15 protein-coding genes and 1 pseudogene are annotated in these 15,038 nt (G+C 73.0%); 6 read left to right on the forward strand and 10 right to left on the reverse strand.

The annotated features are described in order from the left end of the window. Positions 1 to 122: 122 nt before the first annotated feature. Positions 123 to 1,319 (forward strand): PucR family transcriptional regulator, encoded by a 1,197-nt coding sequence (locus BLT97_RS04645; RefSeq protein WP_093607327.1) that lies wholly within the window; start codon positions 123 to 125, stop codon positions 1,317 to 1,319. A 374-nt stretch (positions 1,320 to 1,693) separates the two neighbouring features. Here BLT97_RS04645 and BLT97_RS04650 read toward each other — a convergent pair whose 3' ends face one another. From BLT97_RS04650 to BLT97_RS04665, 4 genes are all read right to left on the reverse strand, one after another. Then, a complete protein-coding gene (locus BLT97_RS04650) occupies positions 1,694 to 2,188 on the reverse strand; it encodes an NUDIX domain-containing protein (RefSeq protein ID WP_093607328.1) in 495 nt (164 codons plus the stop codon). Next, positions 2,185 to 3,183: an ADP-ribosylglycohydrolase family protein gene (locus BLT97_RS04655; protein ID WP_245769180.1), complete on the reverse strand. Its 999-nt coding sequence runs from the start codon at positions 3,181 to 3,183 to the stop codon at positions 2,185 to 2,187. Before BLT97_RS04655 ends, BLT97_RS04650 begins: the two co-directional genes overlap by 4 nt. Before the next feature lie 175 nt (positions 3,184 to 3,358). Continuing rightward, positions 3,359 to 3,577, reverse strand: a complete 219-nt coding sequence (locus BLT97_RS04660) for a hypothetical protein (RefSeq protein WP_093607330.1) — start codon at positions 3,575 to 3,577, stop codon at positions 3,359 to 3,361. Between the two features lies 1 nt (position 3,578). After that, positions 3,579 to 5,309: a BCCT family transporter gene (locus BLT97_RS04665; RefSeq protein ID WP_093607331.1), complete on the reverse strand. Its 1,731-nt coding sequence runs from the start codon at positions 5,307 to 5,309 to the stop codon at positions 3,579 to 3,581. 155 nt (positions 5,310 to 5,464) lie between these two features. Between BLT97_RS04665 and BLT97_RS04670 the strand changes: the two genes are divergently transcribed. Then, positions 5,465 to 6,643 (forward strand): glycerate kinase, encoded by a 1,179-nt coding sequence (locus BLT97_RS04670; protein ID WP_093607332.1) that lies wholly within the window; start codon positions 5,465 to 5,467, stop codon positions 6,641 to 6,643. 142 nt (positions 6,644 to 6,785) lie between these two features. Continuing rightward, on the forward strand, positions 6,786 to 7,526 hold the full coding sequence (locus BLT97_RS04675) for an SIR2 family NAD-dependent protein deacylase (protein ID WP_093607333.1): 741 nt from the start codon (positions 6,786 to 6,788) through the stop codon (positions 7,524 to 7,526). 31 nt (positions 7,527 to 7,557) lie between these two features. On the opposite strand, the gene BLT97_RS04680 is transcribed toward BLT97_RS04675, so the two are convergent. Then, entirely contained in the window at positions 7,558 to 8,049 is a 492-nt protein-coding gene (locus BLT97_RS04680; RefSeq protein WP_093607334.1) for a methylated-DNA--[protein]-cysteine S-methyltransferase, read from the reverse strand. A gap of 80 nt (positions 8,050 to 8,129) precedes the next feature. After that, positions 8,130 to 9,602 (reverse strand): DNA-3-methyladenine glycosylase 2 family protein, encoded by a 1,473-nt coding sequence (locus BLT97_RS04685; protein ID WP_093607335.1) that lies wholly within the window; start codon positions 9,600 to 9,602, stop codon positions 8,130 to 8,132. A gap of 227 nt (positions 9,603 to 9,829) precedes the next feature. On the opposite strand from BLT97_RS04685, the gene BLT97_RS04690 reads away from it, so the two are divergent. Beyond that, the gene (locus tag BLT97_RS04690; protein WP_093607336.1) at positions 9,830 to 11,083 is read left to right on the forward strand and encodes an FUSC family protein; all 1,254 of its coding nucleotides are present in this window, start codon (positions 9,830 to 9,832) and stop codon (positions 11,081 to 11,083) included. Positions 11,084 to 11,198: 115 nt separating this feature from the next. Further along, a complete protein-coding gene (locus BLT97_RS04695) occupies positions 11,199 to 11,561 on the forward strand; it encodes a zinc ribbon domain-containing protein YjdM (RefSeq protein ID WP_093607337.1) in 363 nt (120 codons plus the stop codon). A gap of 30 nt (positions 11,562 to 11,591) precedes the next feature. On the opposite strand, the gene BLT97_RS04700 is transcribed toward BLT97_RS04695, so the two are convergent. After that, positions 11,592 to 11,834, reverse strand: a complete 243-nt coding sequence (locus tag BLT97_RS04700; RefSeq protein ID WP_093607338.1) for a DUF5133 domain-containing protein — start codon at positions 11,832 to 11,834, stop codon at positions 11,592 to 11,594. Between the two features lie 300 nt (positions 11,835 to 12,134). On the opposite strand from BLT97_RS04700, the gene BLT97_RS04705 reads away from it, so the two are divergent. Next, positions 12,135 to 13,034 (forward strand): SigB/SigF/SigG family RNA polymerase sigma factor, encoded by a 900-nt coding sequence (locus tag BLT97_RS04705; RefSeq protein ID WP_093607339.1) that lies wholly within the window; start codon positions 12,135 to 12,137, stop codon positions 13,032 to 13,034. Positions 13,035 to 13,265: 231 nt separating this feature from the next. On the opposite strand, the gene BLT97_RS38390 is transcribed toward BLT97_RS04705, so the two are convergent. From BLT97_RS38390 to BLT97_RS04715, 3 genes and pseudogenes are all read right to left on the reverse strand, one after another. After that, positions 13,266 to 13,760: a GAF domain-containing protein gene (locus tag BLT97_RS38390; RefSeq protein ID WP_245769128.1), complete on the reverse strand. Its 495-nt coding sequence runs from the start codon at positions 13,758 to 13,760 to the stop codon at positions 13,266 to 13,268. 190 nt (positions 13,761 to 13,950) lie between these two features. Then, a pseudogene (locus tag BLT97_RS38395) lies at positions 13,951 to 14,010 on the reverse strand (hypothetical protein); the annotation flags it as partial. Between the two features lie 431 nt (positions 14,011 to 14,441). Beyond that, entirely contained in the window at positions 14,442 to 14,990 is a 549-nt protein-coding gene (locus tag BLT97_RS04715; protein ID WP_093607340.1) for a hypothetical protein, read from the reverse strand. Positions 14,991 to 15,038: the final 48 nt, after the last annotated feature.

Genomic DNA, 15,038 nt, shown 5'->3' on the forward strand with positions numbered 1-15,038 from the left:
CTACGGACCGGTAGCGAAACGTTGCCCGTGACCAGAGGAGGGGTCCCGCGGTTGTGCTGCAGCACAACATCGCGTGTCAGGGGCCTGTGCGCCCGGCGCGGGAGGTGGCATCCTCAGCGCTCATGGCGGCTCGTGGACCGCGTACCAAAGAAGAGTGGAAGGTCCTCGCCGAGGCCTGCGAGGCGCTGCTCGGGCGCCTGCCGGACCTCGTCGAGGCGCACCTTCGGCGCCTCGACGCGCACTCACCGACCTACGAACACGTCGTCCCGTACGACCAGCACTGGCAGCAGGCCGAGCGGGCGATGCGGATCGGGATCGAGACGATGTGCGCGCCGCGGCACGCGCCGCGCCGCGATCTGGAGAACGCGGAGTGGATGGGGCGGCACAGCGCGCAGCAGGGGCTGCCGCTGAACCTCCTGGTGCACGCGTACCGGCAGGCGGGCCGGCTGGTCTGGGACGAGCTGCTCGCCGAGGCGCAGTCCCACCATCCCGAGCGGCTGCCGGTCCTGATGCAGGCGGCGTCGATGGTGTGGTCCTCGGTGAACGAGCAGGAGGACATCCTCTCGGAGGCGTACCGGGCCACGGAACTGGAGCTGCGCCGGCGCACGGACGAACGGCTCCAGGCGCTGCTCGACGCGCTGCTCGACGGCCAGGACGCGCCGGAGCTCACCTCGCGGGCGGCGGCCGGCCTCGATCTGCCCGAGCAGGGCCGGTACGCGGTGGTGGTGCTGCCGCTCGACCGGCGTGACGGCAGCGAGCCGCTGCACCGGCTGATCCGGGTGACGGGGGTGCGGTTCGTGTGGCGGATGCGTGCGGACTGCGAGTTGGGGGTCGCGGCGCTGGACGACTCGGTGGGTCTGGACGCCCTGTCGGGGCTCCTCGAAGCGGGGTGCACCGGGCCGGGCGGTATCTCGCCGGTGGTGGGCGGGCTCGCGGAGCTGGGGCATGCGCGGCGGCTCGCGGAGCTGGCGCTGCGGACCTGTCCGCCGGACTCGACGGCGATCGTGCGCCTTGACCGGCGGGTGCCGACGGCCCTGGTCGTGGGCCAGCCGGAGCTGGCGGGGCGCCTGGTGAAGGACGTCTTCGGGCCGCTGCTCGCGCTCGATCCCGCGGACCGTGCGGTGCTGTTGGAGACGCTGGACGCGTGGCTGGAGTGCGAGGGGTCCGCGGGGCGGGCGGCCGGGCGGCTGTACTGCCACCGCAACACGGTCTTCAACCGGTTGCGGCGGCTTGAGCAGTTGACGGGGCGGGATCTGTCGCGGCCGCGGGATCTCACGGAGATGACGCTGGCGTTGGATGCGCATCGGTTGGCGGGGTGAAGGGGTTTTTGGGTGCCGGGGGCTCTTTGGGTGCGGAGGGCTTCTTGGGTGCGGGTGGGGCGTGGTTGCGGTGGGGGCGGTTTCCCCTACCCGCCCCTTCCCGAAACCAGGGGCTTCGCCCCCGGACCCCCTGGGTGGGCACCCGAGCTGGGGCTTGCGCCTCGGGGCCCGCCTTGGTGCGCACCCACGCGGGGGCTTCGCCCCCTGCACCCCCCCTTTGGGGCTTCGCCCCTTGCCCCCGTATCGCGCCTGAACGGCGCTCGTCCTCAAACGCCGGACGGGCTGACAGTTGCCCCACGGGCGGCATCCGCTCACAGCCGCGAGGCACCCACAGTCGCGAGGTGCCCACAGCCGCGAGGTGCCCACAGCCGGCCTCACCCCGTACGGTGGCCGTCCACCAACTCCACCGCCCCGCCGCCCTCCCGCAGGACCGTGAGGGCCGCTCGTACGCGGCGGGCGAGGCTCGGGAGGAGGTACGTGTCCAACTCGGCCTCCGGTACCAGCTTCCACGAGTCGAGTTCCTCGCTCTGGAGGACGATCGAGGCGAAGGTCGCCTCCGGGTGGATTCCGCCGTCGTACAAGTACGCCGCCAGCGGGGGGCGGTCGGGGCGGAGGGGGACCCAGTCCACGGCGAGGAGTGCGCCCGGGGTGATGTCCAGGGCGGTCTCCTCCAGGGTCTCGCGGCGGGCCCCCTCGCGCGGGGTCTCGCCGGTGTCCGACTCGATCGTGCCGCCCGGGAGCGCCCAGCCCTCGCGGTAGTTGGGCTCGACGAGGAGGACGCGGCCCGCCTCGTCGCGCAGGAGCGCCGCCGCGCCCGCGAGGATCTTGGGGAGGCCTGCGATGTACGTGGCAAAGTCAGCGGTCGTCACCCTGGAACTCTAGCCAGGGCCAGGGTGCGCGCGGCCAGTTCGGTGATCGCGGTGCCGTCCCAGCCGAACACCGCGCTGCTGACCCGGTCTTCGAGCGGTTCCACCCACGAGGGCGGGATCGCGCAGGCGCCGCACAGGACCCCGGCGAAGGAGCCCGCGGTCGCGCCGTTCGAGTCGGTGTCCAGGCCCCCGCGTACGGTCAGCGCGATGGTCGAGGTGAAGTCGCCCTCGCCGTACAGGAGTCCGGCCGTCAGGACCGCCGCGTTGGGGAGCGTGTGGATCCAGCCGAGGCCGGAGAGTTCGGTGTCCACGGCGTCCAGGGTCGCGGACCAGTCGAGGCCCGAGGCGTGCAGGCCCATGACGCGGCGGACGGTGCGCGCCAGGCGGCTGCTCGCCGGGAAGACCGTGAGCGAGACGTCGAGTGCCTCGCGGACCGAGGAGGCGGTGAACGCCGCAGAGATCAGGGCTGCGGCCCACATCTCCCCGTAGACCCCGTTGCCCGTGTGCGAGAGCACCGCGTCGCGGCGCGCGCTCGCGGCGGCGCGGCGCGGCTGTCCGGGGTGGGTCCAGGCGTGGATGTCGGCGCGGATCAGGGCGCCGATCCACTCCTGGTACGGGTTGTCGTACGTGGCCGTGAGCGGGGGCTTGAGGCCGTTCGCGAGGTTGCGGTAGGCCGCGCGTTCGGCGGTGAAGGTCTGGAGGTACGGCAGGCGGAGCAGCCACAGGGCGCCGACCTGTTCGGTGGTGAAGTCGAAGCCGTACGTCTCCAGGAGTTCGAGCCCGAGGATCGCGTAGTCGATGTCGTCGTCGCGGCAGCTGCCGCGCACCCGGCCGCGGACGCAGGCGCGCCACTCGGGCCGCAGCTCGAACTCGGCCTCCGCGCCGACCGGTTCGGGCAGGTAGCCGGTGAGCGGCAGCGCGTCGTAGCGGCGCAGGTAGCGGTCGATGCGGGCACGGGTCCAGTAGTCGCCCCGCTCGACCGGCTTGCCCAGCATGTTGCCGGCGATCCGGCCGAGCCAGCCGCCCAGGATCCGGTCGCCGAGGTTCTTCGCGTCCGGTGAGGTCTTCGGGTCCGGCACGTCCGCCGGGGCCGGTGGTGCGCTCCGGTCCGTCTCCGGTGGGGTCATGGATCCGGTGTACCCACCGGAGCGCGGCGGTCACGGGGGCCGGTCACCTCTCCTGCTGCTCCGGCCCGTACCACTGGTGCACCGCCCTGCCGCCCTCGCCGAGCGGCAGGCTGATGTGTTCGAGTACGTCTTCGAGTACGTCGATGTCCCCGGTCCTGATGAGGGGTTCGGGGCGCGGGCCCGCGGGGGCGGCGGCAGCGGTCACGGTGAGCGCCGTGACCACCGCCGCCGCGACCGCACCCGCCTTGCGCACGGCCGCCATCTCAGTCCTCGTCCTGGCTGCGGGACTTCACGGCCCTGCGCAGCCGGTGGTGGCGGGTCGGCGACTGCTCGGTGATGGCGTCGCCGACCATCGCCTTCACCGCGTCGCGCAGACCGTGCAGCGCGTGGTGCCTGCGCGGCCCCGCGCCCGGGTCCTCGCGGAGTTCCTTGAGCAGCGCCCAGCACAGCGTGAGCATCACGACGACGAACGGCAGGGCCACCAGGATCGTGGCGCTCTGCAGCGAGTTGAGGCCGCCGGCGACCAGGAGGACCGCGGCCACCGCCGCCATGAGCACACCCCACAGCACGACGAGCCAGGTCTTGGGGTGCAGGGCGCCGCGGCTGGTGAGCGAGCCCATCACCAGGGAGGCGGAGTCGGCGCTGGTGACGAAGTACGTCATGACGAGCAGCATCGCGATCCAGGAGGTGACCGTGCCGATCGGCAGCGCGTCCAGCATCGCGAACAGCGCGGCCTCGGGGCCCGAGGCGATCTCGGCGGCCATGTCGGTCCTGCCGGTGGAGTCGAGGCGGATGCCCGTACCGCCCATGACGCAGAACCAGACCACGGTCGCCGCGCTCGGCACCAGCAGCACGCCGACGAGGAACTCGCGGATGGTGCGGCCGCGCGAGATCCGGGCGATGAAGGTGCCGACGAACGGCGCCCAGGACATCCACCACGCCCAGTAGAAGATCGTCCAACTGCCCAGCCAGGACCCGTCGGTGAAGGCTCCGGTGCGGGTGGCCATGGGGATCAGGTTGATCAGGTAGTTGCCGACGCTCGCGGGGATCGCGTCGAGGATGTAGACGGTCGGGCCGATGACGAAGATGAAGGTCATCAGGCAGGCCGCGAGCACGATGTTGAGCGTCGAGAGCCACTTGACGCCCTTGTGCAGGCCGGAGAACGCGGAGGCGACGAAGGCCGCGCCCAGCGACACGATGATGATCACTTCGAGGGTGGTGGTGTCCTTGACGCCCGTGGTCAGGTTGAGGCCCTTGGCCACCTGGAGGGCGCCGACGCCGAGGCTGGTCGCCGTGCCGAAGACGGTGGCGAAGACCGCGAGCAGGTCGATCATCCGGCCCGGCCAGCCGGCCGCGCGCCGCTCGCCGATCAGCGGCACGAAGACCGAGCTGAGCCGGTTGCCGCGGCCCTTGCGGAACCCCGCGTAGGCGAGCGCGAGGCCCGCGATGCCGTAGATCGCCCAGGGCGTGAACGTCCAGTGGAAGAACGAGTACTGCAGCGCGGTGCCGGCCGCCGAGGCCGTACGCGGCTCCACGCCCGCGGCGGCCGGCGGCGGGCTCAGGTAGTGCTGGAGCGGTTCGCCGACGCCGTAGAACATCAGGCCGATGCCCATGCCGGCGCTGAACATCATCGCGATCCACGCGAGGTTGGTGAACTCGGGCTCGGAGTCGTCGCGGCCCAGGCGGATCTGGCCGAAGCGGCTGACCGCGATCACGGCGCAGAGCACCAGGAAGATGTCGGCGGCGATCACGAAGAGCCAGGCGAAGTTCTCCAGGACCCAGGCGAGGGCGGACGACGAGGCGCCGGCGAAGGAGTCCTTGCCGATCGCGGCCCAGGCCACCACGCCCACGACCACCGCGACGCCGATGCCGACGACGGTGAAGTCGGGCTCCCGTGCCTCCCCGGGGCCGCCGCCCGCGGCCGGCTCTTCGGTGCGTCCGGGCGGGCCCGGCGGGTCCGCGGGACCGTTCTGATCGATCGTTTCCGTGCTCATGACGCCCCACTATGGTGGGAAATAGACCGGTTTTTCTCCTGGGCACGCCGTCTCGCCGTACGGGTGGCCATGGGCAGGGACCCCTTGCTCCGGTTAAGGTCGGGGCGGCGCGACTGCCTTGACGCGAGCAAGGCCCGAAAGCAAGGGGAACCAAGGTGGCGGACGCTGCAGAGACGGCTCACTCGGCGGCTCACTCGTCGACAGAGAACCGGGTGCTGATAGCCGCGGACAAGTTCAAGGGTTCGCTCACGGCCGTGGAGGTCGCCGAGCGGGTCACGGCCGGGCTGCGCCGGGTGCTGCCGGAGCTCGCGGTCGAGGCGCTGCCCGTCGCGGACGGCGGCGACGGCACGGTGGCCGCGGCGGTCGCGGGCGGCTTCGAGCGACGTGAAGTGCAGGTCACGGGCCCGCTGGGCACGCCGGTCACAGCTGCGTACGCGCTGCGGGGCGACACGGCCGTGGTCGAGATGGCCGAGGCCTCCGGGCTCCAGCTCCTTCCCGAGGGCGTCTTCGCGCCCCTCACCTCCACAACGTACGGCTCCGGCGAGCTGCTGCTCGCGGCCCTCGACGCGGGCGCGCGCACCATCGTGTTCGGTGTCGGCGGCAGCGCCACGACCGACGGCGGCGCGGGCATGCTGGCCGCGCTCGGCGCGACCTTCCTGGACGGCGCGGGCGAGCCGGTGGGCGCGGGCGGCGGTCCGCTGCGCGACCTGGCCTCCGCGGACCTGTCGGGCATCGACCCGCGCTTCGCCGAGGTGGACCTGGTCCTGGCCAGCGACGTGGACAACCCGCTGACCGGCCCGAAGGGCGCCCCCGCGGTCTACGGTCCGCAGAAGGGCGCGACCCCCGAGGACGTCGAGACCCTCGACGCCGCGCTCGCCCACTTCGCGCAGGTCCTGGAGAAGTCCGTGGGCCCGAAGGCCGGCGAGCTGGCCGCCTCCCCCGGCGCGGGCGCCGCGGGCGGTATCGGCTACGGGGCGCTGGTCGCGCTCGGTGCCCGCTTCCGTCCCGGTATCGAGGTCATGCTCGACGTGCTGGGCTTCGCGCCGGCCCTGGAGCGGGCCACGCTGGTGATCACCGGCGAGGGCTCCCTGGACGAGCAGACCCTGCACGGCAAGGCGCCCGCGGGTGTGGCCGCGGCGGCGCGTGCGGCCGGGGTCGAGGTCGTGGCGGTGTGCGGGCGGCTCGCCCTGCCGCCGGAGGCGCTGGGCAAGGCCGGGATCCGCCGGGCGTACCCGCTGACCTCGGTGGAGCCGGACGTGGCGAAGTGCATCGCCGAGGCAGGACCGATCCTGGAGCGGGTGGCCGAGCAGATCGCCCGCGACTTCCTGAACTGAGCGCGCGGGCCCGGGTGCGGGCGGGGCGGCACGGACAGCGCACGGGCCGGGGTGCGGCACGGACACCGAACGGGTCGGGATGCCGGGTGGGCCGGGTGGAAACCCGCTCGCCCCCGCACCCCGGGCTCCGTACCCTCGCGGCATGACCCAGTCACGTGCCGCGCTGCCCCTTGTCGCCGTCCTCACGGGTGCCGGGATCTCCACGGACTCCGGCATCCCGGACTACCGCGGGCCCAACGGGCTGTGGCGGCGCGATCCGGAGGCGGAGAAGCTCGTCACGTACGACTACTACGTGAGCGATCCGGACATCCGGCGCCGCTCCTGGCAGATGCGCCTGCAAGGCCCCGCCCGGCACGCGGAGCCCAACGCCGCGCACCGCGCCGTCGCCGCGCTCGAACAGCGCGGCTTCCCCGTGCGCGTGCTCACGCAGAACGTGGACGGACTGCACCAGCGCGCCGGCCTCTCCGCCCGCAAGGTGCTCGAACTGCACGGCACCGCACGGGAAGTGGTGTGCCTCGCCTGCCATGAGCGCGGTCCGATGGAGGACGCGCTCGCGCGGGTCGAGGCCGGTGAGGAGGATCCGGCCTGCCGCTCCTGCGGGGGCGTGCTCAAGTCCGCGACCGTGATGTTCGGTGAGCGGCTCGATCCGATGGTGATCGGCGAGGCGATGGGCATCGCGAAGGCCTGCCAGGTGTTCTTCGCGGTCGGCAGCAGCCTTCAGGTGCAGCCCGCCGCCTCGCTCGCGGGCATCGCGGCCGAGCACGGCGCACGCCTGGTGATCGTCAACGCCGAACCGACCCCGTACGACGACGTGGCGCACGAGGTCGTACGGGAGCCGATCGGGACGGCGCTGCCGCGGCTGCTAGCGGCGCTCTCGGCGTAGCGCCTGACAGCCTGCGTTTCCGGGCGGTCGGCTAGAACAACACCTCGGCCGCGCCCCGGCGTTCGAAGTCGAGCAGGCGGCGCTTGCGGTCGAGGCCGCCGCCGTAGCCCGTGAGGCTGCCGTTGGCGCCGACGACGCGGTGGCACGGGACGATGATGCCGATCGGGTTCTTTCCGTTGGCGAGGCCGACCGCGCGGGAGGCGGCGGGGTTGCCGAGGGCCTCGGCGAGTTCGCCGTACGTGCGGGTCTCGCCGTACGGGATCTTCAACAGCTCGGCCCATACGGTGCGTTGGAAGTCTGTGCCGTCCAGGTGGAGCGGCAGGTCGAAGGTGGTGCGCTCGCCCGCGAAGTAGGCGGTGAGCTGTTCGACGGCCGGGGCGAACGCGGTGTCGTCCGGTGCGCCGAAGGTCTCCTCGGCCGGCCGGTGGCGCTGGGCGGTCATGTACAGGCCGGACAGGATGCCGTCCGTCGCGACCAGGGTCAGCGGTCCGTACGGGCTGTCGATCACGGTGTGGGTGCGCATGGCGGGATCCTCGGGTCTTTCGAACTCCCGCTTCCCGGATGCCTGTCGGGGCTTGCGGGGTCGCAGGGGCTCGAACGGGCTTATACGGGAAGGACGTTGATGGGGTGGTCGTCGGTGGCCCAGAGGTACTGGACCGCGTAGGCGCGCCAGGGCTGCCAGGCCGCGGCCCGGGCGGTGAGCGCGGCGGGGGTGGCGGGCAGGCCGAGTCCCTGGGCCGCCTTGCGGACGCCGAGGTCGCCGGGCAGGAAGGCGTCCGGGTCGCCGAGGGCGCGCATCGCGATCACCTCGATGGTCCAGGGGCCGAATCCGGGCAGGGCGGCAAGGCGCGCCCGGGCCTCGTTCCAGTCGGTCTCCACGCCCAACTGGAGTGAGCCGTCCGCCAGTCGGCGGACGAGGTTCAGGAGGGTCGCCCGGCGCGTGCGGGGCATCGCCAGGGTCTCGGGGTCGAGGCCGGCGAGGGTCCGCGGGTCGGGGAAGAGGTGGGTGAGTCCGCCCTCGGGGTCGTCGATCCGGTCGCCGTGCGCCAGGACGAGGCGGCCCGCGTGGGTGCGGGCGGCAGCGGTGGAGACCTGCTGGCCGAGGACGGCGCGGACCGCGAACTCCGCCTCGTCCACCGTGCGCGGCACCCGCCGCCCCGGTGCCTTCGCGACCAGCGGCGCGAGCAGCTCGTCGGAGCTCAACTGGGCGTCCACCGCCACCGGATCGGCGTCCAGGTCGAGCATGCGGCGGCAGCGGCTGATCGCGACGGTGAGGTCGCGCTGGTCGGTGAGGGCGAGCCGGCAGGCGATGTGGTCGGGCCGCGGGGACAGGGACACCACGCCGTGTCCGTACGGCAGGCGCAGCGTGCGCCGGTACGCGCCGTCGCGCCATTCCTCGACGCCCGGCACGGCGGTGGCGGCGAGGTGCCCGAACAGGTTGTCCGGGTTGAGCGGGGCGCGGAAGGGCAGCCGCAGGCTCAGCACACCCGGTGCCGCCGCCTCGGCGCGCCGGCCGGCGGCGCGGGTGCGCAGCTCGCCCGGGGTGAGGGCGAAGACCTCCCGTACGGTCTCGTTGAAGGTACGGATCGAGGCGAACCCCGCGGCGAACGCGATCTCGGCCATCGGCAGCGCGGTCGTCTCGATCAGCAGGCGCGCGGTCTGGGCCCGCTGGGAGCGGGCGAGTGCGAGCGGCCCGGCGCCCAGCTCCGCCTGGAGCTGGCGCTCCACCTGGCGGGTGCTGTAGCCGAGCCGGACGGCGAGGCCGGGCACGCCCTCGCGGTCCACGACCCCGTCGCCGATCAGCCGCATCGCGCGGGCCACGAGGTCGGCGCGATGGTTCCACTCGGGCGAGCCCGGGGTGGCGTCGGGGCGGCAGCGCTTGCAGGCCCGGAAGCCGGCCTGCTGGCAGGCGGCCGCGCTGGGCAGGAAGGTCATGTTCTCGGGCTTGGGTGCGACCACCGGACAGCTGGGCCGGCAGTAGATGCCGGTGGTCCGTACGGCGGTGAAGAACCATCCGTCGAAGCGCGCGTCCTTGGACTGGACGGCTCGGATGCAGCGCTCGGTCTCGGTGTGCATGGCACCAGCTTCGGGCAAGGCCGCGGGCTTGGCTGGCGGAAATCCGACATGGACCTGTGCGGGAGCGGCGAGGGCACGGTCCCACCGCACGTACGGTCCGGGCGGTACGGGCAGGGCCAAGGTCCGGGAGCAATGGCGGGCGGAACAGGTCCAATGGCTGACCGGGCGGACCTCGCGGACGCGGGACATTGGAAGGCGGCCCACTGTCCACCGCGAATCCTCCCACCATGCCGCAGCCCACCGCACCGTCCCGCCCCTCCCCCGCGCACGCGCCCGCGCCCGCGCCCGCGCCTGTGAAGACCTCCGGGCACGCCTCCGTGAAGGCGTCCGCGAAAGCCTCCGCGAAGGCCTTCACCTCGCGCGCCGTGCCCCAGTTCGGGGACGCGAACCTGGTGCTGCGGGCCGCGCTGGCCAGTGCCCTCGCCTGGTGGATCGCGGCCGATCTGCTCGGCCTGTCCGCGCCGGACCTCGCTCCGGTCGGCGCCATGCTGGCCTGCCAGCTCACCCCGTACGGCACCGCCCGGCGGGCCTTCCACCGCGGGGCCGGGGTGGCCTTCGGCGGGGCCCTGGGCCTGACCGCCTCGATGACGGTCGGGGTCACGCCCCTGACGATGTTCGCGACGGTGCTCGTCGGCATGTGCGCGGGCCGGCTGCTGCGGCTCGGCGGCCAGGTGCACCAGATCGCGCTGACCGCGGTGCTCGTGATGGGCGTGCCCGGGCACTTCGACTACGGCGTGCACCGGCTCGCGGCGAACCTGATCGGGGTCGCGATCGGCGCGGCGGTCGGGCTCGCGGTGCCGCCGCCGCCCTTCGCACGACGGGCCGCGGAGAAGCTCGCGCGGCTGTCCGGGGAGATGAGCGCGCTCCTGACGGAGATGGCGCAGGCGCTGCGCGGTGAGGACTGGGACCGGCACTGCGGGGAGTGGGTGGAGCGGGCGCGCGGCCTGTCCGAGCGGCTCACGAAGGTCCGCAAGGCGGTCGCGGCGGCCGAGGACGCCAACCGCTGGCGCCCGCACACCGAGGCCGCGGTCCGCCGTGTGGAGCGGCTCGTCGAGTCGACCCGCTGCCTCGACCACGTGGGGCATCAGATACGGGGCATCGCGCGCGGTCTGTACAACCTCACGTATCGCGAGGGCCGCCCGCCGGCCCTGCACTGGTCGCAGCACGACCGGGCGCTGCGGCCCGAGCCGACGCGTGCGCCGGAGGGTCTCGACCAGGTGCTCGCCGATCTCGCCGGCTCGCTCGCGGTCCTCACCGAACCCCGGCTGCTGCACGACACTCCGACGCCGCAGCTGCGCGCCACGCTCCGTGACCGCCTGGGCGCGGCCGAGACCAGCTTCCTGACCAGTGCACTCGCACAGCAGCCCGCCTATGCCGAGTGGCGCGAGCTGTGCACGGCCGGGATCCTCGAGGACGCCCGCAAGGTGCTGCACGAACTGGATCCGCAGGTGGGACCGCACCAGCGGGCCTTTCGTGACTGAGCACACCATCCGTGGCCAGTCGGCCTTCTGCGGCCGCTCGGCCTCGGGTGACCGAGCCGGCCTCCGTGCCGAGCCTGCGCGAGCCGCCTGTGGGCCACGTGGCTAGGCTGGGCGGATGAGCGAGAATCCCCCTCCTTGCCCGAAATGCTCCTGTGTGTACACGTACGAGATGAACGCGCTCGTGGTGTGTCCCGAGTGCGCCCACGAGTGGGTGCCGGGCCAGAACGCCGAAGGCGCCGAGGGCTCCGGACCCGAGGAGCGGGTGGTCAAGGACGCCGTGGGCAATGTGCTGCGCGACGGCGACAGCGTGACGGTCGTCAAGGCCCTCAAGGTCAAGGGCAGCCCGTCCGGGATCAAGGCCGGCACCAAGGTGCGCAACATCCGCCTGATCGACGGGGTCGACGGGCATGACATCGACTGCAAGGTCGACGGCTTCGGCGCGATGCAGCTGAAGTCGAGCGTGGTGAAGAAGGCCTGAGCCGGGGGGCCGCCCGGCACCGGGCTGCGGTCAGGCGGTGGCCACCGGCTCGGTGAGCAGCGAGTCGTCCTCGGTGCGGGCGCCCGAGAGCCGGTAGCGGGCCGCGATCAGGGCCATGTCGATGTCACGGGTCCCCGTGGCCACGCAGAGGGTGTACTGCACGTCGTCCAGCCGCCGTGCCGCCTCGGCCGAACCCTCGTGTGCCTGCAACGCCGTCAACGACTCGTACTGCTCGACGAGGTCCTGCAGCACGGCCGGGTGCGCCAGCAACATGGAAATACCCCTCTCTGTACGCCGGTTGACCGCGAGCTCCATCGCGGCACAGGGCCGGATACCCGGCGGTCCGACGATCATTCCGAACCTTTTGCGGCCGCTCACGGACCGCCGTGGCCACCGGAAATCTGCCGGAAGTCCGATGCGTTTGGGCGTGTGGGGCCAGGGCAAGCGAGTCTCGTGCTTCGGACCGGAGGCGCTGCCGCAGGAGCGGTGTGTCCAGGGTCCGGCTCTCCCGGTTCTGGACCATCCGTCGCTGCGGATTCACATCACCACGACTCCACGGCGAAGAGGGAACACATGTCCACCGACATCCAGGCCCGTCCGCACACCGACCGTGCCGCGCTCACCAGTGTCCGCGGCGGGCGTCATCCGCACGACGACGCACCCGACACCTCGGCGCAGTTCGCACGGTTGCAGTCCCTGGACGACGGGCCTGAGCGTGATCTCATCAAGGAGGAACTCATCGAGGCCTGGCTGCCGATGGCCCACCGCATCGCCGGCCGGTTCCGCAACCGGGGCGAGGACCTCGACGATCTCCGCCAGGTGGCCGCTCTCGGCCTGGTGAAGGCGATCGACCACTTCGAGCCCGAGCGCGGCGCGTTCGAGAGCTATGCGGTGCCGACGATCACCGGCGAGATCAAGCGGCACTTCCGTGACCGCTCCTGGAGCCTGCGCGTGCCGCGCCGGGTGCAGGATCTGCGCAACCGTATCCGCGTGGCCCAGCAGGAGCTCGCGCAGGATCCGGGCACGGGCACCGCCGGGATCGAGACGCTCGCCGAGCATCTGGGTATCACGGTCGACGAGGTCAAGGAAGGCATGCAGGCGCTGCACAGCCATACGACGCTGTCGCTCGACGTCGAACTGAGCTCGTCCGACAGCGGGTTCACGCTGGCCGACGCGCTCGGCGCCCCGGACACCGCGTACGACACGGTGGTGGACCGCGAGGCCGCCAAGCGCGGTCTGCGGATGCTGCCCGCGCGTGAACGCACCATCCTCTACCTGCGGTTCTTCGAGGACATGACGCAGCAGGCGATCGCCGAGCGGCTCAACCTCTCGCAGATGCACGTGTCCCGGCTCATCTCGCGCAGCTGCTCCAAGGTCCGCGAGCAGGCGCTCGCGGACGACGCGGCCGGGACCGCGGAAACGGCCGGGGCGGCCGGGGTCGCGGAGCCGGCCGGGCTGTCCCGCGCGGCCTGAGGGGCGGCGTGCTGTCCGCGTGCTGTCCGGCGGCCGGTGACCACGGCCGCCGGACGGGGGCGGTTGCTCGTACCGGCGGCCTGCGGGGGCGGACGGCAGGGCGGGCCGGGTCGGTAGCGTGAGCGGGACCCGGTGGCCTCGTCAGCGGTGTGAGCAGGAATCACCGGCTGCGTAGCGGCAATCACCGGCTGACTGTGCAGGCGGGAATCAACCGCGCCTGTGAGGCGAAGGTCAGCGGTGGGGGTGGCCGCGCCGGTGGCGGGTGGCGAGGGCGTGCAGGTACTCCAGGGCGTCCCGTACGACCGTCTCCTGGTGCCGGCCCAGCCACCGTCCGGCCTGGCCCCCTATCGCGGTCAGGGCGCGGACCTGCGCGGCGGTCAACTCGGCCGTGGGCGCGGCCAGATGGGCGGAGACCATGCCCACGCACCGGCCGTCCGTGCCGACCAGCGGGATGCTGTGGCAGGCGCGGCTGCCCGCCTCGAGGACGGCCCGGCGGGCGCCCTCGCTGAAGACGGGGTCCGTGTGCATGTCGTGCACGGTACGCAGCGCGACCTCCGTCTCGGCCGCGGCGCAGGCGGTGCCCGGGCCGTCGACGAGCGCGAAGTAGTCCACGAACTCCTCGCTCAGGCCCGCGTGCCGCTCCAGGCGCAGTCCGCGCGTGTGCGGGTCGGGCAGCTGTACGTTGCCCATGTCCGTGCCGGTGATCGCCATCACCTGGGACAGCACGGCGCGCAGGACTCCGCTGTGGTGGACCGGCTGGGAACCGTCCAGGCGCAGGGCCGGGAGCGCGGGCGACCGGGCCGCGGCGGCCGGGGAACCAGAGGCCGGTCGCGGTGGCGGGGCGGGCGGTGGTCAGCACCGCGTCGACCACCGTGCGCAGCTTGATGTTGAACCGCTGCGAGGCGTGCCGCAGCAGCGCGAACGCCTCGTCGGCGTGCGCCAGCCGATAGCGCTCCATGATGATGCCCTGCGCCATGGCGACGGTGGGACGACTGCGGTCGCGGGCCCTGAGGTGACGCAACTCCCCCCGCGGAGCGGGCGAGTTCCTCGCGGAGCGCTTCGAGACTGCTGCTGTTGCTGTTGCGCAGCGCGGCGGACGCGTCGTCCTCGGTGTCCTGATCGCGTCGCTCGGGGTCGGGCCTCAGATCCATCCGGTCCGCTCCTCAGGTCCTCTCGGGCAGCATGTCTGCCACCCCGTCCCCGACGGCAGGCCGAGCGGGACCGCCGTACACGAAGCGGCGCCGGCGGCTGCTTGCCCAACCGGCCGACGCCTACCCAGGGAACGTACTGACAGAACTGCTCCTTCGGGTGCGCTCCGAGTAGTCCGGCCGCTGATCCGCCAAACCTGTTTCGCCGACTGAGCACCGGAGAAACGCAGAAATCCGGACCGGACCGGGCGCGCCCCGTTCAGAGGCGCCCGCCGGTCCAGCGGGCGACCGGGCCGCGGCGGCCGCGCTCGGCCCGGCGCCCCACGGCGTAGGACCCGGCGCTCACCGCGGTGACGCCGAGGGCCGCGCCCGCGGCGATCAGCTTGCGGTTCTTCAGTACGGTCCAGGCGGTGAGCGCCACGGCACCCGCCTGCCCCACGGCCGAGGTAACCGCCTTGCGGCCGCTCTCGATGCCCTTGAGTGCTGTGCTCGCGCCCTTCCCCGCGGCCCCGGCCGTCTCCTCCGCCGCCTGTCCGGCCTTGCGCGCGGCCGCTCCGGTGGCACGGCCCGCCGACTCGGCGGCCGCACCCGTCGCACGGCCTGCCGCCTCGGCCGCTTCCGCCGCCGCGCCGCCCTTGGCGCGGGCGCTCCCCTTGGCCTTCTCCGTGGCCTCGGCGGTCTTCGCCTCCGCCGCGGCCTGCGTCTGCTTCGTGGCCTCTGTGGCCTTCGTGGCCGCGCGGCCGGTGCCCGTCCTGCCGGTCCGCTTGCCCTGTGTGCTGCTGCCCGGTTCTCCGTTGTCATGCGTCATGCGGTTGCGGTTAGCCCGATCTTCGCCGGACAAACACAGGGTGAAGAT

Source organism: Streptomyces indicus (genome assembly GCF_900100315.1).
GTDB lineage: Bacteria > Actinomycetota > Actinomycetes > Streptomycetales > Streptomycetaceae > Streptomyces > Streptomyces indicus.

What these genes read in the sequence shown, in the direction of transcription:
- BLT97_RS04685 (WP_093607335.1), bottom strand. Translation starts at nt 9,602, where the DNA reads ATGCACACCGAGACCGAGCGCTGCATCCGAGCCGTCCAGTCCAAGGAC.
- BLT97_RS04675 (WP_093607333.1), top strand. Translation starts at nt 6,786, where the DNA reads ATGACCCAGTCACGTGCCGCGCTGCCCCTTGTCGCCGTCCTCACGGGT.
- BLT97_RS04715 (WP_093607340.1), bottom strand. Translation starts at nt 14,990, where the DNA reads ATGACGCATGACAACGGAGAACCGGGCAGCAGCACACAGGGCAAGCGG.
- BLT97_RS04660 (WP_093607330.1), bottom strand. Translation starts at nt 3,577, where the DNA reads ATGGCGGCCGTGCGCAAGGCGGGTGCGGTCGCGGCGGCGGTGGTCACG.
- BLT97_RS04645 (WP_093607327.1), top strand. Translation starts at nt 123, where the DNA reads ATGGCGGCTCGTGGACCGCGTACCAAAGAAGAGTGGAAGGTCCTCGCC.
- BLT97_RS04695 (WP_093607337.1), top strand. Translation starts at nt 11,199, where the DNA reads ATGAGCGAGAATCCCCCTCCTTGCCCGAAATGCTCCTGTGTGTACACG.
- BLT97_RS04655 (WP_245769180.1), bottom strand. Translation starts at nt 3,183, where the DNA reads ATGCTGGGCAAGCCGGTCGAGCGGGGCGACTACTGGACCCGTGCCCGC.
- BLT97_RS04705 (WP_093607339.1), top strand. Translation starts at nt 12,135, where the DNA reads ATGTCCACCGACATCCAGGCCCGTCCGCACACCGACCGTGCCGCGCTC.
- BLT97_RS04700 (WP_093607338.1), bottom strand. Translation starts at nt 11,834, where the DNA reads ATGTTGCTGGCGCACCCGGCCGTGCTGCAGGACCTCGTCGAGCAGTAC.
- BLT97_RS04680 (WP_093607334.1), bottom strand. Translation starts at nt 8,049, where the DNA reads ATGCGCACCCACACCGTGATCGACAGCCCGTACGGACCGCTGACCCTG.
- BLT97_RS04690 (WP_093607336.1), top strand. Translation starts at nt 9,830, where the DNA reads ATGCCGCAGCCCACCGCACCGTCCCGCCCCTCCCCCGCGCACGCGCCC.
- BLT97_RS04665 (WP_093607331.1), bottom strand. Translation starts at nt 5,309, where the DNA reads ATGAGCACGGAAACGATCGATCAGAACGGTCCCGCGGACCCGCCGGGC.